The organism is Ruegeria sp. AL3, from assembly GCF_056536065.1.
This window is the reverse complement of the sequence record NZ_JBQFJG010000001.1, coordinates 917,795-943,013: the sequence shown is the minus strand read 5'-3', so window position 1 is coordinate 943,013 and position 25,219 is coordinate 917,795. Positions and strand designations below refer to the sequence as shown.

Here is a 25,219-nt window from a genome sequence, read left to right as displayed (position 1 = left end):
TTGCATCGCCTGGCATTGCTGTCCAAGCTGCCGTCCAGGAGGCGCGTATGAACCAAGACCTGATCCCCAGCTCGCTGACAGACCTTTACAACAACATGGTCGCGGGGTTCTCTTCCGAGCTTCAAGAACTGGTCGAGTTGGTGGTTACGCCGGGCTGGCGGCAGTATCAGTTGGTCATCATCCTTTTCCTTTGGGCGCTGGCTTTCCTTCTGAAAGTTCTGACACAGCCACGATGGGATGCCTGGACACGCGCACGCACCGGATGGCCGAAATGGCGGCTTCGCACCATGGTACAGCTGATGCAGCGGCTGACACTGGTCTATTTCGTGCTGCTGTCCTGGCTCTTGTATCAGGTTATGCAGCATGCCACCTGGCCGTCGCGCAGTTATCTCATTGGGATCATTGCAACTCTGGCAACTGCGTGGCTGGCGATTGCACTGGTCGCGAGGCTTGTCCGCAACCGGACGCTGCGACGGATATTCAAGTGGGCAATGTGGGTCTATGCAACGCTTGTTGCTTTGAATCTGACGGATGACGTGGCCAAATTCCTTGATGGGGTCGCGATTTCCGTCGGTGACCTGCATATTTCCTTGCTGGGCATTCTCAAGGCCATCCTGCTGATCGGGGTCCTGTTGACGCTGGCCCGCATCGGCACCCGCGCGGCCGAGCGTGGATTGCAGAGCAATGACGACATCACCCCATCCATGCAGGTGTTGTTGGCCAAGGGAATTCAGGTGCTGCTGTACGGCGCGGTCTTTCTGGCTGCGATCCGCACGCTGGGCTTCGATCTGACCGGCATTGCGCTGCTGTCGGGCGCAATCGGCGTCGGCATCGGGTTTGGCCTGCAAAAAGTGGTGTCAAACCTCATATCGGGGATCATCATCCTGATGGATCGGTCGATCAAGCCAGGCGATGTGATCTCGCTGGGCGATACGTTTGGTTGGATCAATGCGCTGGGCGCACGCTATGTCTCGGTTGTCACGCGGGACGGGCGGGAATACCTGATCCCGAACGAGGACCTGATTACCAACCAGGTGGTGAACTGGTCGCATTCCGACAAATTCGTGCGGTTGGATCTGGATTTCGGCACCAGCTATGAGGATGACCCCCACAAAGTGCGGGCAACGGCGATCCGGGCTGTAAAGGCAGTGACCCGCGTATTGAGTGGCGGAAAACATGAACCGGTATGCCATATCACCGGTTTTGGCGACAGCAGCGTGGATTACGTTCTGCGGTTCTGGATCAGCGATCCGACCAAAGGGCTGACCAATATCAGGGGAAATGTCTATCTTGCGCTGTGGGATGCGTTTCAGGACGAAGGCATCTCGATCCCCTTCCCGCAGCGCGAGGTTCGGCTTTTGTCGGAAAACGCAAACATGCAACAAATCGCAGAAGAGTGATCACCCCTGCGCGGGGCCGGACGCGCTTTCATTGAAATGTTGCATTCCCCTTGCTACCTTATTAGCACCCTGGCGCCGGGGTTTCACGGCGCGCAGCAAAGGAGGACTATGTCCTGTCTCTACATACACAGGCGGGTTTGCCCGCCGAAGACGGGTCCCGTGTAATGGCCCACTCTCAGTCAATCAGCGACAAGCTGCTTGAGCGTATCCTTTCCTCACTTTCCGATGACAAGGCCGAAGACGTCGTGCAGATCAACCTGCAAGGCAAGTCGTCTGTCGCGGATCACATGGTCATTGCTTCGGGTCGGTCGACCCGTCAGGTCTCGGCCATGGCGGAAAAGCTGACGGATCGCATCAAGCAGGAATTCGGTTTCTCCTCGAAGGTCGAAGGCAAGGATGCCGGCGATTGGGTGCTGATCGATACGGGCGACGTGATCGTCCATATCTTCCGCCCCGAAGTGCGCGAATTCTACCAGCTGGAAAAGATGTGGCTGCCTCAGGGCGGCAGCGCCTCGGCGAACTGAGGCGCCATCCCGGCCCGTATTAAAGGGCCGGAGGCGAGAGAGATATGCGTATCAGCATAGTTGCGGTCGGGCGATTGCGCGCCGGACCGGAGAAGTCCCTGCTTGATGATTACCTGACCCGCTTTGACCGGACCGGACGTGCGCTGGGCCTTGGTCCCGCGCGGGTGATCGAGGTCGAGGACAAGAAAAACGCAGGCATGGGGGCCGAAGCCGCGTTGCTGCGCAAGGCGCTGCCCAAGGGCGCGGTGATCTGTACGCTGGACGAACGTGGGCGCGTGATGTCCTCGCCCGATTTTGCCAAGAAACTGGGTAGTTGGCGCGATGCCGGGCGGCAGGATCTGGCGCTGATCATCGGCGGAGCGGACGGAATAGACCCTGCTTTGCGGGCGGAAGCCGACTTTTCCCTCTCGTTCGGGTCGATGGTCTGGCCTCATATGCTGGTCCGTGTGATGCTGGCCGAGCAACTGTATCGGGCCGCGACCATTCTGTCTGGTGGCCCCTATCACCGGGTCTGACATGGCGCAGCTTCTGATCGTTTACCATTCGCGCACAGGTGGTGCCCGGCAGATGGCCGAAGCGGCGGCTGAATCGGCGCGGGCTGAGACCGAGGTTGAACTTGTGCCTGCGGATCAAGCGGGGCCGGAGGATGTGCTGGCCGCCGACGGCTACATTTTCTGCGCGCCAGAGAATCTGGCGGCGATCTCGGGCTTGATGAAGGAGTTCTTCGATCGCTGCTATTATCCGGTTCTGGGACAGATCGAAGGTCGTCCATATGCGCAGATGATTTGCGCCGGATCAGACGGAGAGAATGCAGCCCGCCAGATCGCACGGATCGCCACTGGCTGGCGGTTGAAAAAGGTCCAGTCGCCGCTGATTGTCTGCACGCATGCGCAAACGCCCGAGGCCATTCTGGCCCGGAAAACCATTCCTGAAGATCAGCTGGATCGGTGTCGCGAGATCGGCGCCGCGCTGGGTGCGGGCCTGGCCATGGGGATTTTCTGAAGGTCAGTTCAGTTCGACCAATGTCGTGTCTTCGTTCCAGCCATCCACATTGCACCGGGCCTGAATCTGCACCTGTGACACGTTTTCCGGAATCACCACGCCACCAAGTGAGCGGGTAAAGGGTTGTTCTGTCTCGTGCGGGTGGTGCAGCACCCGCATTCCCAGTTCATTCCCGTCCATGTCCAGAACGCGCCAGCCGTCGGCGTAATGATCCCAGCCTGTATCGGGATGCCGGATCGTCACATCGAACCGCCATGTGTCACCGGTGGCGCTGGCGCGGACCTGTTCGATTGTCGGCGGGTCGGCGAGGGCAGGTGCAGCCAGAAGGGCGCTGAGAATCACATATCGCATGGTTCGAACCTAGGGTTTAATGTCGCGCTTGGGGATCACGTCTCTGTGTTCGACGTTTGGGCCATGAGGATCGCGCGGGAATGCGATGCAAATTCGCGGCGATACAGGACACCGAATGTGATCATTGTGCCCAACACCAATGCCATCGGCCCGAGAAACCACGCCAGCGAAGCAAGGGCGAAATATGTGGCGCGGAGACCGCGGTTGAAGCTTCGGGCAGCGGTCACGCAGATCTCGGCCGCCTGACCGGCCCGAGGATAGGCGTTTGGGTCTTCAGGATCGTTTGGAACCGAGGCCATCAAAACGGCGCAATACCCAAAAAGGCGATGTGCCCAGACGTATTTCAGAAAGGCATTGGCCAGCAGCAGGACAACCACAAGTATCTTGATTTCCCAGACCATCGCCGGTGCGCTGCCGATGGCAAGATCCGTCGCCACCCCGGCCAATCGCTCGGTATTGCCCAACAGGGCCAGACCGCCCCCGATGGCAATCATCGTGGTTGAGGCGAAAAAGGTGCTGCCTTGCCGCATGGCAGCCACGACCTGCGCATCGAACATCCGTGGCTGGCGCGTCACCATCTCGTGCATCCAGTCGCGGCGGTAGCCATCCATCACAAGGGCGACGGACGGCTTCTGTGGTGACGGGTGTTCGATCTTCCATCCGATCCATAGCCACGCACCCAGCAATATCGCCATCGCAGCATAATCCAGAAGGGAAAACAGGGCGGCACGTTCGATCCAGGTCATGGCGCGACAGTAAGACCGGACATCGCAACTTGCCAGAGTGGTAAATTGGTAATATTATTTTACCAAAGGGAGGAAGGGGAGGGATGCCATGGAAATGCCAAAGCCAAGCCCGGACGTACTGAACCGGAAAAGCACGATCGTTTCGCGGCTGTCGCGGGTTCTGCCAGATACGGCAATTATCCATGATCCGGCTGAAACCCGAGCCTATGAGTGCGATGCCCTGACGGCTTACAAATGCCCGCCGATGCTGGCCGTGCTGCCGTCGAGCACGCAGGAAGTCTCGGATGTTTTGCGCATTTGCCATGAAGAAGGCGTGCCGGTCGTGCCGCGTGGGTCCGGTACGTCGCTGGCCGGCGGGGCATTGCCAACGGCTGATTGCGTCATTCTGGGCGTTGCGCGGATGAATGAGGTTCTGGAAACGGACTATGACAACCGTTTCATCAGGGTGCAGACGGGCCGAACCAATCTGAGCGTGACCGACGCGGTCGAGGAAGAAGACTTCTTTTATGCGCCTGATCCTTCCTCGCAACTGGCCTGTGCCATTGCCGGCAATATCGCGATGAATTCAGGTGGCGCCCATTGCCTGAAATATGGCGTGACAACGAACAACCTTCTGGGCGTGACCATGGTGATGATGGATGGCAGTGTCGTCGAGATCGGCGGCGCGCATCTGGATGCACCCGGTCTGGACCTGTTGGGCGTCATTTGCGGCTCGGAAGGTCAGCTGGGCGTGGTGACCGAAGCAACACTGCGCATTCTGCGCAAACCCGAAGGCGCGCGGCCGGTTCTGATGGGGTTCGACGACAACGAAGTCGCGGGTCAGTGTGTTTCTGACATTATCAAATCGGGCATTCTGCCGGTCGCGATCGAGTTCATGGACACGCTGTGCATAAAAGCCTGCGAAAACTTTGCGCACGCTGGATACCCCGATTGCCATGCGCTGTTGATTGTTGAAGTGGAAGGGTCTGAAGCCGAAATTGACCATCAATTGGGGAAAATCATCGAGATCGCCAAACGACACAACCCGGTCGAACTGCGAGAAAGCCAGTCAGCCGAAGAAAGTGCAAAAATATGGCTTGGTCGGAAATCCGCATTCGGCGCCATGGGGCAGTTGAACGACTATATGTGCCTTGACGGTACGATCCCGGTGTCGGCCCTGCCGACGGTGCTGCGCCGTATCGGCGAGTTGAGTGAAGAATTCGGTCTGCCTGTTGGCAACGTATTTCACGCAGGGGATGGGAACATGCATCCGCTGATCCTTTTCGATGCCAACAAACCGGGTGATCTGGAAAAATGCGAGGCATTCGGGGCCGAAATTCTGAAATTATGTGTGGACGAAGGCGGTTGTCTGACCGGTGAGCACGGCGTGGGTATCGAGAAGAGGGATCTCATGTCGCATCAATATGCGCCTGCCGATCTTGAGGCGCAGATGGCGGTCAAGGACGTTTTTGACCCCAAATGGCTGCTGAACCCTGCCAAGGTGTTTCCACTGAACGTTTCGGAAACCCGTCGCCACGCGCAGATTGCTGCCGAGTAACAGGCTCTAATAACGGATTTTGCCATGAAACCTGAATCAGAATCTGAACTGGCCGACATGGTGGCCGGATTGAAAGACCCTGTTTGCATCGTCGGTGGCGGCACGCGCGCGGTCACCGGCCCCGAAGCGAATATCGAAACCGGGGCTCTGCGTGGCATTTCGCTTTACGAACCCGGAGCACTTACTCTTGTGGCCAAGGCCGGGACACCATTGGCAGAGATCAAGGCGGTGCTGGAGGCGGAAGGTCAGCAGCTGGCGTTTGAGCCGATGGATCACCGCAGTTTGCTTGAAACTCAAGGTGAACCAACGATCGGCGGTGTCATCGCGGCCAATATCTCGGGCCCGCGGCGGATTCAGGTCGGTGCCTGCCGGGATTTCCTGCTAGGTGTGCGTTTCGTCGACGGGCGCGGACAGGTGGTCAAGAACGGTGGGCGAGTTATGAAAAACGTCACCGGTTATGATCTCGTTAAATTGATGGGTGGGTCTTGGGGAACACTGGGAATTCTGACCGAAGTGTCGTTGAAGGTGCTGCCCAAGCCGGAAAAAGCGGCGACTTTGTCCGTCGCCGTTCGGGATGCCGGCAGAGCGGTGGAAGTTCTTTCCGCTGCGTTGAAATCACCTTTTGAAGTGACGGGTGCCGCCTATGACCCGGCGGGTGGCAATGCCCTGCTTAGGGTCGAGGGGTTTGCAGAATCGGTGACGTACAGGATCGGTCGTTTGACCGCCTTACTGGCAGATTTTGGTGAGGTGACAGACGAGGGAGACGCCGCAGCGCCTTGGACCGGGATCCGCGACGTTCACCCATTTCAGGGAAAGGACGGGGACGTCTGGCGGCTTTCGGTAAAACCGGGTGACGCGGCAGAGATTTCGGCGCGCGCCGAAGCGGATCAAGCGCTGTTTGACTGGGGCGGCGGTCTTGTCTGGCTGCTGGTCCCGGCTGGCACGGATGTGCGTGCCCGGCTTGGCGCGTTTTCAGGTCATGCCACTTTGGTACGATCTGACCACGACACGATCAGAAAACTGGGGCGATTTCATCCGGAGCCCACATCAATATCGGCACTGACAAAGGGCTTGCGTTCGAAATTTGATCCTCGGGGTTTGTTCAACCCGGGGCTGATGGGATAGGGCGATGCAGACAACATTCACCGATGAGCAATTGCAAGACCCGGCCATCCAGCGCTCGAACGAGATTCTGCGAAACTGCGTCCATTGCGGATTTTGCACGGCCACGTGCCCGACATATCAGGTGCTGGGAGACGAGCTGGACAGTCCGCGTGGGCGCATCTACCTGATCAAGGACATGCTGGAAAACGAGCGCGTGCCCGACGAAAAGACGGTCAAGCACATCGACCGCTGCCTGTCCTGTCTGGCCTGCATGACCACCTGCCCGTCAGGTGTGCATTATATGCATCTGGTCGATCATGCGCGCGAATATATCGAGGCCAACTACAAGCGCCCGCTGACGGATCGCGTGTTGCGCTGGGTTTTGGCGCAGATCCTGCCTTATCCGATGCGGTTCCGTTGGGCCCTGATCGGGGCCAGGCTGGGCCGTCCTTTCTGGTTCCTGATGCCTGATGCCCGGCTGCGCGCGATGTTGGAGATGGCGCCCAAGCATATCCCGTCTGTCAGCCGCAACGATGATCCGCAGAGTTTTGCGCCCGGCGGTGAACGAAAAATGCGGGTGGCGCTGATGACGGGTTGCGCACAAAAGGCGCTGAACACCGATATCAATGACGCCACGATCCGCCTGCTGACACGGTTGGGGTGCGAGGTCGTGATTGCTGACGGTGCCGGGTGTTGCGGAGCTTTGACCCATCACATGGGCAAAGTGCAAGACAGTCATATGGCGGCAACCGCCAATATTAGAGCCTGGAAACGGGAAATGGACGGTGATGGGTTGGACGCCATCGTCATCAACACCTCTGGCTGTGGCACAACCGTGAAAGACTATGGGCATATGTTTCGCAATGACCCGCTTGCCGAAGATGCGGCGCGTGTGTCTGCAATCGCCATGGATGTCAGTGAACTTCTGATCCAGCTAGACCTGTCGGCGGGGGAAAACAAAAACCTGACCGTCGCCTATCATGCAGCCTGTTCATTGCAGCATGGGCAGAAGATCAAATCCTATCCCAAAGACTTGCTGAAACACGCGGGTTTCACGGTTGTCGAACCCGCCGACAGTCATTTGTGCTGCGGCAGCGCGGGAACGTACAACCTGATGCAGCCGGAAATATCAGGCCAGTTGAAACAGCGAAAAGTCAGAACACTTGAGGCGAAACAGCCCGATATCATTGCTGCCGGCAATATCGGGTGCATGATGCAAATCGGTTCTGGTACGCAACTGCCGATCGTTCACACGGTAGAGTTGCTGGACTGGGCGACGGGCGGGCCAAAGCCACCGGCCTTGCAGAGAACAGCGGATCCGGTTCCCGTCTTGCGGTAAATCATGCTGATGCCAGCGCGCATCATTTTCCAGGGAAATACCTTTGGTGCATGACCGCCCTATTTTCGCCCAACGCGGCACGTAGGACAAAGGCTTCAAAGTGAGTCTCGGAGAACCGCGTGCGCAACTGGATCAAGGCGATCGTGCTCTGTGTCTTGCCATTGGCGGCCACGGCGCAGGACACCAGGCTGGAAAGCCTGGATACGTCGGATTCCGGGCGCGAGTGGATGGCTGTCGGGCGGTTGGATATCGCCGGCGCAGGGTTTTGCACCGGAACGCTGGTGTCGCCGACGCTTGTACTGACAGCGGCGCATTGCCTGTTCGACAAAAGATCAGGACAACGGATCAACCCTGCGGATATCGAGTTTCTGGCTGGGTGGCGTTTGGGGCGTGCGTTGGCCTATCGGACCGCGCGCCAGGCTGTGATCCATCCGGATTACCAATATGGCGTCGATTCAACGGCCGACCGGGTAAGCGCGGACGTGGCCTTGATCGAGCTGTGGCAGCCGATCCGTAATACCGCCGTCATTCCATTTGAGTCGGGCGATCAGCCCAAACGTGGCGCTGAAGTGGGCGTTGTGTCTTATGCGCATGACCGGTCAGAAGCTCCGTCGCTGCAACAGGTCTGCTCGGTCATGAACCGGCAGGCCGGGGTTATGGTCATGTCCTGCGATGTTGATTTCGGGTCTTCGGGGGCACCCGTTTTTTCTTTCTCGGGCGCGCGCCCTCAGATCGTATCGGTGGTTGCGGCCAAGGCCAGTATGGACGGCCAAAGTGTCGCAATTGGAACCGCGGTTGAGCATTCGCTGCAATTGCTGCGTGACGAACTTTCTGCGGGGCGGGGATTTGGGCTTTCCTCGTCCGGATCGGGAACAAACAAGAACATAGGCGCAAGGTTCATTCGACCATGATGAGAGTCTTCTGGAGCTTGTTATTGGGCCTGAGCGTCTTGGCAACAGCGCCGCAAGCGCAATCCAACAAGCGCAAGCTGACCGACCGGGATGACCTTTATGGTTGGGAGGCTATCGGTCGACTGGATGTCCGCGATGCCTCGTATTGCACCGGCACGTTGATCGCGCAGGACATGGTACTGACCGCAGCCCATTGTGCGGTGGATCGTCGAACCGGGAAGACATATGTGCCCGAAGACATCACGTTTCGTGCAGGCCTCAGCAACGGCAACGCTTTGGCCGAACGTCAGGTCACGCAAATCGCCCTTCATCCCAGCTATGGGGCGCAGAACCCGCTGTCGCACGAAGGCGTCCAGTTGGACGTGGCCCTGATGCGGCTGAATGAGCCTATTCCGTATTCGGTCGCCGACCCTTTTGCGCTGCACAGCGGCCATGTTCCGGGCAACGAGATCAGCATTGCCTCGTATGGGCGGGGACGGTCCGAGGCGATCACCCGAGAACGGTCGTGCCGTATCATCGACCGCAGGCAGGGTCTGATCACCTTTGATTGCGACATTACTTTCGGGTCTTCCGGGTCTGCAATTCTGGCGAAAAACGGTGCGCGCTGGCAGATCCTGTCCGTGGTATCGGCGGTAGGCACGAACGGCCGTAGAAAGGTGGGGTTTGGCATGGAGCTTGACGGGATCGTCGCCGAGCTCAAGGCCATCATGCGGCGCGACGCACCTCAGCCCAAGGCTTCGATCCGCCGATTGCAGGTCGGGTCCGGTAAGTCAGGATCTGGTGCGAAATTCATCAGTTCTGGCGGGGGTTGAACTCGGCGAAATCGCTACCCATGTGATGTGTATCGGACCGCCACAACGGGGTCCGGTACCTGAAATCGCCCGTCCAGTCGGAGGGCGCTTATCGCAAATCGCTCAAGAATGAGGATATGACACATGCGTACGTTTGATTTTGCACCGCTGCACCGCGCCACCATTGGCTTTGACCAGATTGCCGACATGATGGATCGCGTTCTGACCAATGATGGGGCCCAGCCCAGCTATCCACCCTACAACATCGAAAAAACTGATGTCGACACCTACCGGATTTCGGTGGCCGTTGCCGGTTTTTCGGAAAACGACCTGACCGTGGAAGTGAAAGAGAATTCACTTGTCGTGGCAGGTAAGAAAGCCGCCGAAGACAAAGAGCGCACCTATCTGCACCGTGGCATCGCCACCCGCGCGTTCGAGCGTCGGTTTGCCCTGGCGGATCATGTCCGCGTCACCGGTGCGAGCCACGAAAACGGTATGCTGAACATCGAACTGAAGCGCGAGGTTCCTGAGGCCCTGAAACCGCGCCGGATCGAGATCACCTCGGCCAAAGCCATCGAGAAGGATGTGATGGACGCCAAAGCCGTGAACTGAGGCTTCTGAATATCCCGCGGCAGTTCACTCCTCCCGGACTGCCGCAACACACGCCCCGCGTTCCTCCAGACGCGGGGCGTTGTGTTTTGGGCGTTTGCGAAAACTGGTTCCCAGCAAATTATCCGCCTGATAGTCTTCGGTATTATGGAAAGCCGACCAAAACGTCGACTAGCAGCTATCCTGGCAGCCGACATCGCCGGCTACTCAAGATTGGTTGGTCTGGACGAAGAAGGTACCATCGCAAGGCTTCGCCTGATCCGCAGCGAAGTGATAGAGCCGGCGATCGCCCGGCATTCAGGGCGCATCGCGAACACTGCGGGAGACAGCTTTGTGATCGAATTTCGCAGCGCCGTCGATGCGGTTCACGCTGCCGTGGAAATTCAGGCCGACCTTGCAATGAGAAACGCGGGCACCGATCAAGATAGCGTCTTCACGTTTCGGGTTGGCCTGAATGTCGGCGATGTGGTTTCGAACGGGGATGACATCCTTGGCGACGGGGTGAACGTTGCCGCGCGGCTTGAGGCACTGGCAGATCCCGGTGGTATCATTGTTTCACAATCCATCGTCGATTATGCGCGCAACAAAGTGCCCTATGGTTTTGCCCCGATCGGGCCACAGAACGTCAAGAACATCGCAGACCCGGTTCAGGCCTTCCGCGTAGAAGCGGAAATTTTGCCTTCCCCGCGAAAAAGCCGCACGCAGAGGACATCCCGCTGGCTGCCACTGGCGGCTCTGCTGGTGATGTTGGCAGCTGTTGGGCTTTTTCTGACGAAACCGTGGAAGACGGGCCAATTGCGCGCCTCAGAGGCGCAGATGGTTTACCCTTTACCGGATCTGCCTTCCATCGCCGTGTTGCCGATTGCGAATTACACCGATGACGCATCCAAGGAGATGCTGATCAACGGTATCTCTGAGGATTTGATCACGGACCTGTCCCGAATATCCGGATTGTTCGTCATCGCCGGGAATTCATCCTTCGCATACCGCGACAGAAACATAGATATCGCACGTTTCGCCGAAGAACTTGGGGTTCGCTACGTCGTTGACGGCAGCGTGCGACGTGCGGATGAAGATTTCCGGATCAACATTCGACTGACCGACACATTGAGCGGGCGATTGATCTGGGCGGACAGGTTTGATGGCGCGATTGATGACGTCTTTGAAGTGCAGAAAACCATTGTTCTCGCAATTGCGCAGGAGCTGGATCTTCCGCTCGACCCTCAAAGCCGGCAAGCCATCGAAAGCGTGGAAACCCAGACCATTGCGGCACGCGAAGCCTTCCAACGCGGGTGGGAGTTGTATTCGCAGTTCAACGAACAGGACAACCTTGCGGCAATTCCCCATTTTGAAAAGGCCGTGGAACTGGACCCGGATTATGGGCGTGCCTGGGCGACGCTTGCCCTGGCGCATTTGCGGCCGCACATCTTTCATCATTGGAATGGGTTTGCAGAGTCAGGCGCGCAAATGCATATCGGCCTGTTTTACAGATATTACCGGGATGTGATGGAGCAGGATACCGCCCTGGTGCACGTTATCCGGGCTATTGTCAGTCTCAACCTTCCGGATTGGGACAGTAACCTACGGGTAGGTCGGGGGACGGAAGAAGCCAGACGAGAAGCAGCGAAAGCCATCGCGCTGCAACCCAGCGACCCCGAGGCGCATCTGACGATGGGATGGGCGCTGATTGCAGCCGGTGAGCCCGAGGAAGGATTGGCCTTTGTACAGGCTGCGACCCGGCTGGATCCCAATTATCCCAGCCACTACGCGCTGTTTGAAGCGGCGGCTCTTTACGCATTGAATGACCTGACGGGCGCGGCAGATGTGATCGAGAAAGAGTTGAACAGAAATCCGCAGGCAACCGAGCTGATGCCATTTGCAGCCTCGGTTCTGGCCCTGAATGGAGATCGCCGTGCGGGCAGGGCCATCATCGACCGATGGCAAAAGGGCAAGCATGCCGGTGTCATACAGGACGCTGTTCAGAATTACTTTTTCATCATTCGCTGGGTCGGTGAGAACCAGCATCTGAACGCCCGGCTGAACGACGGGCTGCGTCTGGCGGCGTTGCCTCCGGAAAAAACCATAGCAAGTCTGAGGGCGGATCTGTCACGGGGGGATGCCAAAGATCAGAGGACGGCAGCTCAATCGCTGGCCCTGTTTGGTCCCGAGGCAGAGCCAGCGGTGCCGGAATTGATCGCGCTTCTTGAAAGCCCGTCGGTGTTTGTCCGCAAAGAGGCAGCTATTGCATTGGGGAAAATAGGTGGCGCGGCGTCCTCTGCATTGCCCGCGCTGGAAGCCATGGTGGACGGTTCGTTGCAGGGAAAGTTCGCGACCCGTGCAATCGAACAAATCCGCGACAAATCCGCAGAATAGCCGTGTCAGCGTCGACTGGGCCGCCGCCATGAACAGTCAAAAGACGACGCGATTGCGTTTCCGGACGCGGGGTCTCTGCCCACCGCAATGGGACAGAGACCGTATTGGATCAGACCGACATGCAGACGTATTTCATCTCCAGATAGTCTTCCATGCCGTGATGGCTGCCTTCGCGGCCCAGACCGGATTGCTTGACGCCGCCGAACGGGCCCAGCTCGGTCGAGATGATGCCGGTGTTCACGCCGACGATGCCGTATTCCAGCGCTTCGGCCACCTTGTAGACGCGGCTCAGGTCCTTGGCATAGAAATACGAGGCCAGACCAAAAATCGTGTCATTGGCCATGGCGATCACGTCGTCTTCGTCCTCGAACTTGAACAGCGGGGCCAGCGGGCCGAAGGTTTCGTCCTGCGCCACCAGCATGTCCTGCGTCACGCCGGTCACGATGGTTGGCTGGAAGAACGTGCCGCCCAGATCATGGGGCAGGCCGCCTGTCAGAACCGCGCCGCCCTTGTCGGTCACGTCCTTGATATGTTCTTCGACTTTGGCGACCGCGTCGGCATTGATCAGCGGGCCTGTGGTGGTGCCTTCGGTCAAACCGTCGCCGATTTTCAGCGCTTCCACTGCCGTTTTCAGTTTGGCCGCGAAGGCGTCGTAGACGCCGGCCTGCACATAGATACGGTTCGCACAGACGCAGGTCTGGCCGTTGTTGCGGAACTTGCACAGCATCGCGCCTTCGACTGCGGCATCCAGATCGGCGTCGTCGAACACGATGAACGGCGCGTTGCCGCCCAGCTCCATCGAACATTTCATGACCTGATCGGCCGCCTGGCGCAGCAGGATGCGGCCCACTTCGGTCGATCCGGTAAAGGTCAGCTTGCGCACTCCGGGGTTCTCGCAGAACTCCTTGCCAATCTCACTGGCCTGTGACGAGGGCACCACGTTGAACACGCCCGCGGGTACGCCGGCCTGTTCCGCCAGCAGCGCAAGTACCAGCGCCGACAGGGGCGTTTCAGCGGCCGGACGCGCCACAAAGGCGCAGCCGGCGGCCAAAGCCGGGCCTGCCTTGCGGGTGATCATCGCGTTGGGGAAATTCCAGGGCGTGATCGAGGCCGCAACGCCGATCGGCTGCTTCATCACCATGATCCGCTTGTCGCGCTGATGGCCGGGAATAGTCTCGCCATAGACGCGCTTGGCCTCTTCGCCGAAGAACTCGATGAAAGACGCGCCATAGCCGATCTCGCCGATGGCTTCGGCCAGGGGTTTGCCTTGTTCAGCGGTCAGGATCTTGCCCAGATCCTCGGCGTTTTCCATCATCAGATCGAACCAGCGCCGCAGGATGGCTGCACGTTCCTTGCCGGTCAGCTTGGCCCATTCTTTCTGCGCGGCTTCGGCCTGTGCGATTGCTCCGGCGACCTGAGCGCGGCTGACGTCTGCCACCTCGGCGACCACATCGCCCCGAGCGGGGTTTGTGACTTTGAACGTGCCATTGTCACCGTCCACCCACTGACCGCCGATATAGGCTTTGGTTACAAGCAATTCGGGGTTCTTCAGGATTGACTTCAGATCGGTCGTTGCGTCCAGCATGATAAGCCTCCGGCGTGAATTGGGTTGTGCGCACCCAAACAGGTGATGTCTCAATTGTCTATGGCCACTCTGGATGTGGAATCAATCCAGATTTGATCAAAAAATTACTTAACAAGTTAATTTAATCGAGTCACCCGAAATCTGCGCGTTTCATTGTCCGGTCTCGCCTTTCTTTTTGCCAAGGAGTTTGCCAAAGTCTGGGTGAATTTTGAGACCCAGGGGATGTAAATCAGTGTAACATTTCCTATCTTATTGGGTAATAGAAGAAAAAAGGGATAGAAGCGATGTCGAACCAGCAATTCGAAGCGTTGATAGAAGAGACTCAAGCCAAAGTGCGCGAAAGCCAGTCTCAGATCGAAGGGCTGACCTCGCGCATTGAAGCGGCCCGCGCCAAGATCGGCACTGCCGAGGCCGATATCGACATCGAAAACGCCACGCTCGAAGATGTGCATGCCCATACCGAGGTGATGAATGCCAATATCGCCGAGCTGATCATGGGGCTGGACGACGTCACCAGCGCGTTTTCCAAGGATTTTGACGAGATGCGCTCGAAAACCGGGTGGGAGTCGTTTGTCGGCATCTTCTCGAAAGGTAAATCCGAGTCGATGCGGCAGGAGCGGATGCGCACCGCCAATATCGACGACAAGTTGCAAGACCTGATCGCCAAATCCGACGTGATCGTCAAACTGCTGCAAGGGCAGTTGGCCGTGCTGGAGGAACAACGCGTCAAGGTCGAGGACAACCTGACCGTCACGCTGGACGATCGCGAGGCGACCGTGGCGGAACTCGAGGCGCTGCGCGCCGAGATTCAGGGTATGGATCCGACGATCATCACGCTGGAAAACAAGATCAGCGTCGAACAGGACGCCGCCGCGCGGACCCAGTTAGAGACTGAATTGGCAGAGCTGAACAAGCAATACAACGCCAAGGTTCAGGAAGAGCAGGTCAAGCTGGCCAAATCCCAAACGCTGGAGCGCTATATCGAAAAGGGCAAGACCTGGGTCGATTCACTCCAGAACCAGGCGGCGACGCAGATGGTGCTGATCAACAAGCTGCAGACAGACACACAGCAGCGCGTGGTGCTGTATGACGCCCTGACCAAATCGCTGAAAACCGCGCAGCAGCAGGACGTGGCCCACCGCATCAACGAGATCGGCGTTCAGACCGACCAAGAGGCGCAGACGGCCATGGCCGCCATCGGCACCGCGACCAACCAGAAAATGGCCGACATGCTTGAGGCGCATGAGGACCACATGGTCTTTGCCCGCGACGTGCTGGAGAAAAAGGCCAAGGCGGATGAGCGGTTCGCGCGCCGGTTTGCCTCGATTGTCGAGAAGCATGATAAGAATTTGTATGGGGGTTGAGGTTGGAACTTCTGGAATTGCTTACTTTTCTAGTGGCTCCAGATAACTGGTTTTGGTGCGTCGTTCTCGGCGGTTTCTGGCTCGTGTTCTCAGTGATGTACGCAGTTCTAGGGGGGCCGTTTGGATGGATTGCCATTTGCATTGTAGCCGCTAGCCTGGCTCATTCTGCTCACCGATTGTGGAACGAAACCGTTGACTAACCCCACCCAAGACCATGTCGGCCTGACCGACACCTTCGCCTCGCGCCGCTATTTCCGCAAATTCGAGGTGATCACCGTCCACCTCCTGCGCGTGGCCGCGACGATGGAGGCCGAAGGCGCGATCTCAAAGCAAGAGGTGCGGATCGTGTCGCGCTACCTTTCGGGGCTGCTCTACACCTTCCGCGCGCTGTCCATGAAATACCTGCTGGTCGGGCGCGATACGGGGCGGTTCTTTGGCAGCCTCGCCATGGACAAGCGCGACAGCGGGTTTCCGGTGGCGGCCGAGTTGTTGACCATGGCCAATGACGCGCAGCAGGCGCAGGTTCATCTGGCGAATATGCCCTCGGAAGACGACCTGAAAACCGACATGGTGCGGACAATTATTGGCGACCGGGAGATTCCCACCAAGTTGCAATTCGCGCTGTCCCAAAGGCTCTATTACGAGGAATTGCTGAAAGGTCAGCTGTTCTGGGCCCGCAACGATCCCGAATGTCACTGGATCGGGAATGAGGGCGAGCGGCGCAAGTTCCTGATCCATTGGGCGGTCTATGACAGCCAGATCAACCTGCCGGTCATTTACCTGATGCAGTTGGAGGACAGCGGCAAAACTGCCCTGCCCAAGGACCAACGCCGCTGGCCCGAGGTGCAGGCGCATCTGATGGCGCAAAGCTTAGGCGGTCTGAAACTGGTGACCATTGCCAAAGGCTTCGATCAGGATTTCGACGACCTCCATCCCAAACATTTGCGCCGCATCCATGTGGGCCCGATGTATTCCTCGGCCTATACCGAGCAATCCGGCCCCCTGCGGCAGGTGTTGGAGGACGCACAGGCGCCCGAAGGTCAGGATTGGGCGCTGGCCTGGACCACCGAGGAGCTGGAAAGCGAAGAGGTGATCGAAGAACGCGCCGGTTGGTTTTCAACCGTCGAGCGCGAGGTTTTTGCGCTGGACCCGTTCGGCGGGCAGGGGGCCGAAACCGGGGCTACGCGCACCCAGCGGTCGATCATCCTGCCACAGCGGCCGTTTCAGGTGCTGGCCGAGCGCAACCCGCCAGGCTTTGCCGATGTGCGCAAATTCGTCGTCAGCAAGGCCGGGCAGGTGTTGCGATATTAGTTTCGCCTCCGGCGAGAGTATTTTTGAAAAGATGAAGCAAGAGCGGTTTTTGAGATGAGTTTAACGTCAGATCAGATGGAATTGCGGGAAGACGATATTCGCAAGCATTACCCTGCGGCGACGGCCTTGTTGAACGGGTTCGAACATGCGCCGCGGATTGCGAAACCGGTTGAAGTGGCGGTTGAGCGGTCTCCGGGGATTTCCACGGGGCGACGGTTTCGATCCACGACACCGGGTCTGGTCACGCGGCGCACGGTGCGGGCGGATGGGGTGCATCTGGTTGAACGGATCGAGGCGTCGGACGATGGGGATACGCTGGTGTCTCCGCCTCAGGCTACGACACAGCAAGCCATTCGCCGCGCGATAGCCATCGCTCTGGCTGTGGCCGAGACCTATGCGGAGCAGACATTGTTGGCCGATCTGAAACGTGCCAATTTGGCCGGGGATCTACCTGCCGCGCGCAAGACTGAATTCTCGGAATTGCTGACCGCCGAGGCTTTGATCACGCTCCATACGTTCGGCAATGCGCTGGCCTATCTGTTGTCCTCGCATCTGGGCGAAACCACGGTTGATCTCGGTGAGATCGAAGAGGTCCTGACCGACAATGGCCAGCTTGCCCTGCATGGCGCGCTGTGGGAGCTGGATCAGGTACTGGCCAAACACGCCCCCGACGACGCCCATCTGATCGCGGCAACCAGCGCTTATGCCGAACAACTGATGGAAAAGTCCGCCCTGCGCGCAGGGTCCGCAGGCCATCTGGCCCCGTTCCATAATGCTGCCTGGCATATCGAGGCGGATGATCTGACGATCCGGGGGTTTGAGCCGGCCTCAAAAGCCAAATCCACAACGCTCACCATGACGTTCAAGAAACCGAACGAGGTGGTGGGCAACCATATCGCCAAGTATCAGGCGATGAAGCTGGCCAAGATGGTGATGGCCTATGATTTCGACCGCCGCCTGAACCCGTTCGCGGAACTGGGCGGGTTCATCTTTACCTTCATGGGCGACGGCAAGCCGGGTACCGGCAAGACCACCCTGATCCAGATGATGGCCGGGCTGATCAACGATTATTGCCAGAACGCGGGCTATCCGTTCCGCTATCAGAACCTGAGTACCGACAATATCGACAGCTATCAGGGGAAATCCGGTCAGAACGCCAAGGCCTTTATCAACACGATCATCGACCCCTCGGTCATCGGCTTTGGCACTATCGACGATATCGACCAGCTGGCAGGCAAACGCGGCGACCGGCAATCGTCAGCCGGGCAGCTGGAAATCACCGCCGTGCTGATGGAGAGCTTTGCCGGTGCCAACACCGTCGTGCGCGGCAACTGCACCTTTGGCATGTTCTCGAACTACCCCGAGAATGTGGACGACGCCCTACGCCAGCGGGCGGGCGCGCGGTTCCTGGTAGACGGCCCGCAGACGCGTGAAGACTACATCGACATCCTGCACCTGCTGATGGGCCGCAACCACGACATCCCGCTGGGCGAGCACGACCCCTATGCCGCGCAGGAAATCAAAAAGGCCGTCGCCGCCAGTTTCGAAAGCCACTCGCGCCCGCATGAGGATGCTTTGTTGCAGGTCTATGACCGGGTCTCGGGTGAGATCGGCCAGATGGATACGATCGCCAAGCTGGGCACCTACCTCAAGGCGATCCAACAGGCGGATGAGCGTTTCACCGGTCGCGCGATCAAGAACATCACCGACGCGGTCAAGGTCCGCGCGATGGATTTCGAACTGCCCGACGAGTGGATGGAAAACCCCGACCTGTTCCTGTTTCGCGACTACGACACCAAGAAGGCGATGATCGAGGAGCTGCGCCAGCCGATCACGGTCGAGATGGTGATCCAGGAAATCAACCGCTACGCCGACAGCGAATTCCGCTATGCCGACAAGAGCGACGAGGTCGCCATCGAAAACGCGGTGCGTGAGATGGGCCGGATGGAAGAGGCCAAGCGGCGGTATTTGGAGGGGAAGGGTATTTAAGTAATGATCATAACGATCGCAATAATCGCAAATGTCGGTGCCTCAAGTTTCGCGTTGGGCTGGTATTCGTCTCCTAGACTGGTTCCTTTTGCGGCTTCTGTAGTTTTTGCACCACTCATCGGGGGGCTTATTGCTCCGATGGCTTTGACCGAGGCGTGGGGGATTTTGTCTTCTGGTCAATTTGGTGCAGGCAGCGGATACTTTCTGGTCTATTTAGTCAGTTTGCTTAAATTTCGTTGGCTCCTTCTTTGCACAATACTGCTCACATCCGGGATGTGTCTGTTTGCGTTACATGTGCGCCAATCTCTAGATTCCTCTCCGTCAAGTGGGGATACGACACAGTCTCGAACTAAAGAGCAAAGAACGTACATGAACGAAGCGACGTCAGAACTGGATCACAAGCGGGGATGACACAATGATCCGCCTCATCGAAAAAGGCCTGATGTTCGGCAACCTCGTCCATATCTCCAGCCCGGCTCTGGTCGAGCGGTATAATCGCGCGTTGCAGCATCTGGCGGGCAAGACCACGGCGCTGACGGATTTTCATGTGGATATCTCGGGCTATTCGCCGGAGGTGGGGATTGAGCTGGAGGATGAGCTCTACCTCAATCCCAACGGGGTCAACCGGCAGTTCATCCTGCTGACGACCGAGCAGAAACGCGCGCCGCTGCTGAACGTCAAATTCTCGACCTCGCGCGATATCCTGCGGGAATTCATCGAGATGAACGAAGCGCAGTTGTTTGCCCTGACCGCCACCGATGCGGTGGCCGGAGAATTGGTGAACTCGGTCATCAAACTCAGCACGCCGCGCGATCTTCTGAACCTGCGCAAGATTGAGATTGAGGCTGACACCGCAGGCGGCACCCTGCGCAAGGCCGAACAACTGGCGGGCATGGTCGAGCGGTTCAAAACCGAAGAGGACGCCTGGTTCGACGATGTGCTGATCGCCAAGATGATCGAAACGGCCAGGGAAACCGGTGACGTGACCCGAAACCCCGTCCGCTTGCGCCATACCGCGTTCGAGCAGCGCAACTTCTGGACAGCGCATTTCGGTGGGCTTTATCTGTTCCCGGATCTGGATCACCCGGCCGCAATTTGTATGGAAGACGTACCAGACGATCTTCCGCTGAAACACGTCTTTCAAAAGGCGCAACGTAATCAGATCGCCAAATTCCTTGGGCTGAACAACCTTGTCGAAACGATCATCGAAGCGCGGGGCGTGAACTCGAGCGCGATCCTGCAACAGAAGATGGATTTTCTGACGGTTTCTGCTGCTGCGGATGCGGGCGTGGATATGGCGGGTCTGGATCGCAGCGATATGCGCCGGTTGGCGCGCAACCATGCCGACCGCCTGCCCGAAGCCTATCACGGCCTTGCGCAATTGCTGCGCTGGGCAAAGGATGGCGGACCTTGGCCGCGCATCACCTCGGATCACCCGGCCTACTTCTACACCTTGCGGGCGACCGATACACCGAACCGTGATCTGGTGAACATGCTGTTGTCCGAATTGGCCCCGCTGGACCCGCGCCAGATGTTCATCTGCCACAAAGAATTGTTCTACCGAACATATTCGGGCTGGCCCGAGAGCAAGAAGGCCTATGTGGCCGACTTCCTTGCGCGCGAATATCAGGTGGACAAGCAAGGCGCCCGCGCCGCCCTGTTCGGACATGAGCCGGATATGAGCGGCGACGATCGGGTCAGCGATGACATAATTGCCCGGGTTGGTCCGTGGGGTTCGGTGAGGAAAGGTTGAAATGATTGGATTATTGCGCCTTTTGCTGATCTTGCTGGTGATCCAGACGATTGCCTATGTCGGGCTGTCTTTCTATTCGCGCGGCATACGCCGGCGCAAACTGGAGAACTGGTGGGACGAAAAGGGCAAGACCGGCAACAAAGAAGCCTTTGTCGAACGCGGATTGCATGTGTATGACAACTCGTTTCGGCGTAAACTGATCCTGGGTGTCTATATCGTGCCGTGGGTGGCGATTGGCGCGCTGATCTACATCGTGAATTACATGTGAGGGTATAGGCATGGCCTATGTGAAATGGGCGTTCATTATCATTTTCTGGGGTACGATTGCCGTGATCCTGCAATATTCTCTGCCCCAGCATGACATTGTGCGCATCGTCAACACCTATGAAGAACGGCAGGATCTGAACGACTGGACCCGGATCTTCTGGTCAGAGCCGGAAGATCAATCTACCAGCCTGTCCAACCGGGATGTGCAGTTCATTCAGGCAGTGCGGGCCAACGGAAAACCCATCGTGTACCGAAATGAGGATACCGGCTGGGGATGGCCCCCGTATTTCAAGTTCGACACTGCGAACCTGTACACCGAGGCCAATGATGCGAAATCCACCAAGGAAAACCCGAAATGGGTGGTCGTAACCCATTACGGGTGGCGCAACGAATTCATGTCGATCTTTCCCAACGCCATTTTCATCAAAGACGTTGAAGGGCCGGATGTTCGGATCATTCCCTGGTTCAATATCATCTTCCTGACGATCTTTGCGGCGTTCGTCTGGGCGATGTGGGTGCGTTGGCGCAGGTTCCGGCAAGCACGGATTGATCCGATGATCGAAAACGTGGAAGACGGCCTTTATGCGGCGGGTGACGCCATAGAAGAGCGACACAACAGATTTCGGCGCTGGCTGGACAGCTGGAAATCGAAATAGATACAAGCTTTGGCGGGCGTGCCAGCAGCACGCCCATCCAACTGGCGGTGCCCTTCACCTGACGATGAATTCCGCATGCAGCGCGCCTGCTGCCTTGATCGTTTTCAGAATGTCGATCATGTCCTGAGGCGAGACCCCAAGCGCGTTCAGACCTGCCACAACCTCGGACAGGGTGGTGGCTTCGGGGATTTCGGCGAGGCCGGTTCCCTCTTCTTCCTCGATCCCTGCGATTGTACGTGGCACGACCACTGTTTCACCTCTGGCGAACGGGTTGGGCTGCACCGCAATCGGTGCTTCCTGAACCGTCAGAGTCAGGTTGCCTTGAGACACCGCAACACGCGAAATTCGGACCTCCTGCCCCATGACAATGGTGCCAGAGCGCTGATCAACAACAACGCGCGCTTTCGATTCAGGTTCGACCAGAATGTTTTCGATACGCCCTATGGCGTGGGCTGTAGAAACCGCCTGCGTCGCCGCGACGTTGATCTCAACCGTGCCGGAATCTCGCATGATTGCCACGGTTCTGTTGAACTCGGTGTTTATCGCGGTTTCGATGCGCCCGGCTGTTGTGAAATCGGGCTCTCTGAGTGCAAGGCGCATCTGAGTGAGAGTTGACAAGTCGAAGTCAATTTCACGCTCGACCCTGGCACCGGATGGGATCACGCCCGAAGTTGGCACCCCACGCACGACCGAGGCTGCCTCTCCTTCAGCCGAAACGCCACCTGCAAGGATTGTGCCCTGCGCGACCGCATAAATTTGGCCATCGGCTGCGTTAAGCGGGGTCATGATCAATGTTCCACCCAACAGGTTGCTTGAATCGCCTATGGCTGAAACCGTTACATCGATTTGACCACCCACCCGTGCAAAGGGCGGCAGGCTGGCCGTGACCAATACCGCTGCCACGTTTTTGGGCCGGAAATCCTCACCTGTGACGTTAACGCCAAGGCGTTCGAGGATATTGGACATGATTTCTTCGGTGAAAGGCGCGTTGCGTAACCCATCGCCAGTTCCGTTCAAGCCGACCACCAGGCCGTAACCCACCAGATCGTTGCCCCGTACACCGTCAAAATCCACGAGGTCCTTGAGACGGATTGTCCCTGCCCAAGCCATGCCGGGAAGGAGAAGCAGGAGAAATATCAGCGCCCTCATCTCAGAAAGTTCACCAGCGACAGGTTCGCATTGCGAACGGTTACGGAATACAGGCTTTCCAACTGAAATTGCACCGTTTGCAGTTTCGCTGCCGTCTCATAAGGATCGGCCGCGATCAGTTCGTTCCGGCTGAATTCCAGGCTGGTTCGGGTCGAGGAATTGCGTGTTGCCGCCTCTTCGATGCGGGCTTCGGCCGCCCCGACCTTTGCCCGGAGCTTGACGGTGGCATCCTGTGAGTTGGCCAGATCGACCCCTAACTGCGTGAACAAAGCGGTGCGTTGATCGGGCGAAAGTGCCAATGCGCTGTCGGTGGCCAGCGCCGCAACGGCGACGTCCCTGAGTGCGGCCTTGAACGCCGGATCCGTTGCCGTGATCGGCAGCGTGACGCTTTCGTTTTCCGAAATCTGCATCGGAGAAAGGGTGCCGTTTGACCCCTGATAAATCACGGCGTCGAAACCGGCTGGGTCATTGAACCAGTTTTCTGCCGCCAGCCTGATATCAGCGACCGTCGCAAGCCCCGTCAACTGCGATTTCAGCGCCGTCAAAAGATCGTTCGAAGATTGCAGGGGCGACACATCGGTGGCGGTACCGGAAAACAGGCTGCGCCCTCCTACGCGCGTGTTCAGTGCCGAGATCATCGTGTCCAGCTCATTCTTCGCCTGTTGGGACGCTTGTTCATGATTGACGGGCTGATTGGCGGTTCCGTAAGCCAGCAAAGACGCGGTCATGTCTCCGACCGAATCTCCGAAGGTTTTCAGGCTCAGTTGCATGGTATCGGTGAACAGGGCCGCTTCGGACGTTGCGATGCCAAAGGCGTCGAGTCTGGCGAGGCTGCGGTCGAGATCCAGAATTTGCGAATAATCCCCGCCAAGCCGCCCCGAGACGTCCTGTACCCGCCCGGTGGACATTTCATAAGACAGGGTTTCGATCTGGGTTTTGATATCTGTTGCGCGGGTTCGTAAGGTCATTCCTCGCGCCAAATCGCCGATAGAAGTGATATTCATGGTCACAACCTCAGAAGAGTTTCCATAAGCTCGTCAACAACCGAGATGACACGAGCGTTTGCGGCATAAGTCTGTTCGACCTGCATGAGCCGCTGTAGTTCCTGATCGGTATCCACGCCCTGCGCGGCCTCGATCTGCGCCATTTGCTGTTGGAAGCTGTTTGCAAAAGTCTTGCGTTGATCTGCGGCATGGGCGTGTGCGCCCGCTTTCGACAACAGGGCCTCGGTCAACTCGGCAGCTCGCATGTTTCCCGTGCCGAACAGCCCGCCAGGTACCGGACGTGCGTCGTTCAATATGTGCCCGAACGCGCGCAATTGAGCAGCCTGCCCAGGGTCACCCGGAGTTGCGGCGCCCAGACCCGCGCGCAGTTTCCAACTGACCCCGCCATTGTCAGGGTCCACGGTTGAATTGAGTGAGATCCGTGATGCAAGTCCGACAACAGATGCAGGATCAAATCGGTTGCCATCGTCGGTGAACAGACCGGGATCTGTCACAAGAGCCGACGAATCCAAACCGGGCGTTTCAAATCGTTCAATCAGGTCCCTTGCAACCGTGTCGAGCTGAACCTGCGCCTCGACTGCCAAGTCGTCGCGGATGGTGAACTGCGCCATCAGTGCCCCGCCGCGGATTTGAGCGTTATCTCCGCTTGTCCGTACCGGGTTTCCGTTCATCTCCAGACCGGACAACAGACCATTTGCCACAGTCATATGAGGCTTTGTTTCGCCCGTCGTGGAAAAAGTGAACTCCGAGGCCGTGCCTTCCAACAGGATCAGCCCGCCCTCCGAGTACAGGGATACCTGATCATTGGCGCGAGGCACGACATTGACCGGGATCAGGGTATTGACTTGGTCGATCAGGACGTGCCGCTGATCCAGCAGGGCACCGATGTCACCGCCAGAGTTTTGAATGGCGGGAATCTTGGCGTTCAGGTCTTCGATATCTTTCAGAGTCTGATTCAGGGTATCGATCTGGGCGCCAATTTTTCGATCAGCATCCGAGCGTGCCTGGCGTACGCCTTCGGACGCCGCGTTCAGCTCGTTGGTCAGATCGCGGGCCGAGCGCGCAACCTGATCCAGCCGTTCGATCGAGTCAGGCAGACTGGCCGCCGTGATAAAGGCGTTTTCCAACGAGGACAGACGGGCAGACAGCGAAGGGCCGTCATCAGGAGACCCCACCAGTTGTTCGAACCGCGCGTGAAAATCTGAAACGTCCGACCGAAAGGCGAGTTCGGCATCAGACGAACGTCTGTTGGCGGTCAAAACCGGATCCTGATGCCGGATCACGCCAACGGTGCGTACGCCATTTCCGGATATAGGACTTGTCGCAAGTTCCAGGGACCGGCGCGCATAGCCGGGGGTTAGCGCATTCGCGATGTTCCCGGACACCACAGCGGCACCGCGACTGGCCGCAGTCAGCCCGCCCAATGCGTTATTGAGTGCTGTCGACATGTTCAT

23 protein-coding genes are annotated in these 25,219 nt (G+C 58.1%); 17 read left to right on the top strand and 6 right to left on the bottom strand.

What is annotated here, in order from left to right:
- Nucleotides 1-47 precede the first annotated feature (47 nt).
- The 4 genes from ACR3E6_RS04755 to ACR3E6_RS04740 all read left to right on the top strand — a co-directional run bounded on the left by ACR3E6_RS04755 (nt 48) and on the right by ACR3E6_RS04740 (nt 2,926).
- Complete coding sequence (locus tag ACR3E6_RS04755; protein WP_209834233.1) at nt 48-1,400, top strand: mechanosensitive ion channel family protein; 1,353 nt, start codon at nt 48-50, stop codon at nt 1,398-1,400.
- A 164-nt stretch (nt 1,401-1,564) separates the two neighbouring features.
- A complete protein-coding gene (rsfS, locus tag ACR3E6_RS04750; RefSeq protein WP_171635591.1) occupies nt 1,565-1,924 on the top strand; it encodes a ribosome silencing factor in 360 nt (119 codons plus the stop codon).
- 44 nt (nt 1,925-1,968) lie between these two features.
- Nucleotides 1,969-2,439, top strand: coding sequence for a 23S rRNA (pseudouridine(1915)-N(3))-methyltransferase RlmH (gene rlmH / locus ACR3E6_RS04745; protein WP_480486069.1), 471 nt, complete (start codon nt 1,969-1,971; stop codon nt 2,437-2,439).
- A 1-nt stretch (nt 2,440) separates the two neighbouring features.
- Nucleotides 2,441-2,926, top strand: a complete 486-nt coding sequence (locus ACR3E6_RS04740; RefSeq protein ID WP_171724095.1) for a flavodoxin family protein — start codon at nt 2,441-2,443, stop codon at nt 2,924-2,926.
- Between the two features lie 3 nt (nt 2,927-2,929).
- On the opposite strand, the gene ACR3E6_RS04735 is transcribed toward ACR3E6_RS04740, so the two are convergent.
- Complete coding sequence (locus ACR3E6_RS04735; protein WP_171230254.1) at nt 2,930-3,277, bottom strand: hypothetical protein; 348 nt, start codon at nt 3,275-3,277, stop codon at nt 2,930-2,932.
- A gap of 35 nt (nt 3,278-3,312) precedes the next feature.
- Nucleotides 3,313-4,023 (bottom strand): DUF599 domain-containing protein, encoded by a 711-nt coding sequence (locus ACR3E6_RS04730; RefSeq protein ID WP_171635598.1) that lies wholly within the window; start codon nt 4,021-4,023, stop codon nt 3,313-3,315.
- 88 nt (nt 4,024-4,111) lie between these two features.
- Between ACR3E6_RS04730 and ACR3E6_RS04725 the strand changes: the two genes are divergently transcribed.
- The 7 genes from ACR3E6_RS04725 (at nt 4,112) to ACR3E6_RS04695 (ending at nt 12,687) form a co-directional block, all read left to right on the top strand.
- Nucleotides 4,112-5,560, top strand: a complete 1,449-nt coding sequence (locus ACR3E6_RS04725) for an FAD-linked oxidase C-terminal domain-containing protein (RefSeq protein WP_480486066.1) — start codon at nt 4,112-4,114, stop codon at nt 5,558-5,560.
- Between the two features lie 24 nt (nt 5,561-5,584).
- Nucleotides 5,585-6,685, top strand: coding sequence for an FAD-binding protein (locus ACR3E6_RS04720; protein WP_480486064.1), 1,101 nt, complete (start codon nt 5,585-5,587; stop codon nt 6,683-6,685).
- A 4-nt stretch (nt 6,686-6,689) separates the two neighbouring features.
- Entirely contained in the window at nt 6,690-8,003 is a 1,314-nt protein-coding gene (glcF, locus tag ACR3E6_RS04715; RefSeq protein ID WP_480486062.1) for a glycolate oxidase subunit GlcF, read from the top strand.
- Between the two features lie 119 nt (nt 8,004-8,122).
- Nucleotides 8,123-8,914 carry a trypsin-like serine peptidase gene (locus tag ACR3E6_RS04710; protein ID WP_171635605.1) on the top strand — a complete coding sequence of 264 codons (792 nt, stop codon included), beginning with the start codon at nt 8,123-8,125 and terminating at the stop codon, nt 8,912-8,914.
- On the top strand, nt 8,911-9,726 hold the full coding sequence (locus tag ACR3E6_RS04705; RefSeq protein WP_209834223.1) for a trypsin-like serine peptidase: 816 nt from the start codon (nt 8,911-8,913) through the stop codon (nt 9,724-9,726). Before ACR3E6_RS04710 ends, ACR3E6_RS04705 begins: the two co-directional genes overlap by 4 nt.
- 123 nt (nt 9,727-9,849) lie before the next feature.
- Nucleotides 9,850-10,317, top strand: a complete 468-nt coding sequence (locus ACR3E6_RS04700) for an Hsp20 family protein (protein ID WP_171635607.1) — start codon at nt 9,850-9,852, stop codon at nt 10,315-10,317.
- Nucleotides 10,318-10,461: 144 nt separating this feature from the next.
- On the top strand, nt 10,462-12,687 hold the full coding sequence (locus ACR3E6_RS04695; RefSeq protein WP_480486060.1) for a tetratricopeptide repeat protein: 2,226 nt from the start codon (nt 10,462-10,464) through the stop codon (nt 12,685-12,687).
- 109 nt (nt 12,688-12,796) lie between these two features.
- Here ACR3E6_RS04695 and ACR3E6_RS04690 read toward each other — a convergent pair whose 3' ends face one another.
- Complete coding sequence (locus ACR3E6_RS04690) at nt 12,797-14,272, bottom strand: NAD-dependent succinate-semialdehyde dehydrogenase (RefSeq protein ID WP_480486058.1); 1,476 nt, start codon at nt 14,270-14,272, stop codon at nt 12,797-12,799.
- A gap of 284 nt (nt 14,273-14,556) precedes the next feature.
- Between ACR3E6_RS04690 and ACR3E6_RS04685 the strand changes: the two genes are divergently transcribed.
- The 6 genes from ACR3E6_RS04685 to ACR3E6_RS04660 all read left to right on the top strand — a co-directional run bounded on the left by ACR3E6_RS04685 (nt 14,557) and on the right by ACR3E6_RS04660 (nt 21,612).
- Nucleotides 14,557-15,636 (top strand): coiled-coil domain-containing protein, encoded by a 1,080-nt coding sequence (locus ACR3E6_RS04685; RefSeq protein WP_171230262.1) that lies wholly within the window; start codon nt 14,557-14,559, stop codon nt 15,634-15,636.
- Nucleotides 15,637-15,828: 192 nt separating this feature from the next.
- The gene (locus ACR3E6_RS04680) at nt 15,829-16,947 is read left to right on the top strand and encodes a hypothetical protein (RefSeq protein WP_480486056.1); all 1,119 of its coding nucleotides are present in this window, start codon (nt 15,829-15,831) and stop codon (nt 16,945-16,947) included.
- A gap of 54 nt (nt 16,948-17,001) precedes the next feature.
- Nucleotides 17,002-18,936: an AAA family ATPase gene (locus ACR3E6_RS04675; protein ID WP_480486054.1), complete on the top strand. Its 1,935-nt coding sequence runs from the start codon at nt 17,002-17,004 to the stop codon at nt 18,934-18,936.
- Nucleotides 18,937-19,351: 415 nt separating this feature from the next.
- Nucleotides 19,352-20,689: a DUF6638 family protein gene (locus ACR3E6_RS04670; protein WP_480486052.1), complete on the top strand. Its 1,338-nt coding sequence runs from the start codon at nt 19,352-19,354 to the stop codon at nt 20,687-20,689.
- A gap of 1 nt (nt 20,690) precedes the next feature.
- Complete coding sequence (locus ACR3E6_RS04665) at nt 20,691-20,957, top strand: hypothetical protein (protein WP_171120117.1); 267 nt, start codon at nt 20,691-20,693, stop codon at nt 20,955-20,957.
- A gap of 10 nt (nt 20,958-20,967) precedes the next feature.
- On the top strand, nt 20,968-21,612 hold the full coding sequence (locus ACR3E6_RS04660) for a DUF1523 family protein (RefSeq protein WP_171635623.1): 645 nt from the start codon (nt 20,968-20,970) through the stop codon (nt 21,610-21,612).
- 54 nt (nt 21,613-21,666) lie between these two features.
- Here ACR3E6_RS04660 and ACR3E6_RS04655 read toward each other — a convergent pair whose 3' ends face one another.
- Genes ACR3E6_RS04655 through flgK form a run of 3 tightly spaced genes read right to left on the bottom strand, consistent with a single transcriptional unit; the run spans nt 21,667 to nt 25,219 of the window.
- On the bottom strand, nt 21,667-22,761 hold the full coding sequence (locus tag ACR3E6_RS04655; RefSeq protein ID WP_209834212.1) for a flagellar basal body P-ring protein FlgI: 1,095 nt from the start codon (nt 22,759-22,761) through the stop codon (nt 21,667-21,669).
- Nucleotides 22,758-23,765: a flagellin gene (locus ACR3E6_RS04650; RefSeq protein ID WP_209834210.1), complete on the bottom strand. Its 1,008-nt coding sequence runs from the start codon at nt 23,763-23,765 to the stop codon at nt 22,758-22,760. The genes ACR3E6_RS04655 and ACR3E6_RS04650 overlap by 4 nt, the downstream gene beginning before the upstream one ends.
- A 2-nt stretch (nt 23,766-23,767) precedes the next feature.
- Complete coding sequence (gene flgK, locus ACR3E6_RS04645) at nt 23,768-25,219, bottom strand: flagellar hook-associated protein FlgK (protein ID WP_480486050.1); 1,452 nt, start codon at nt 25,217-25,219, stop codon at nt 23,768-23,770.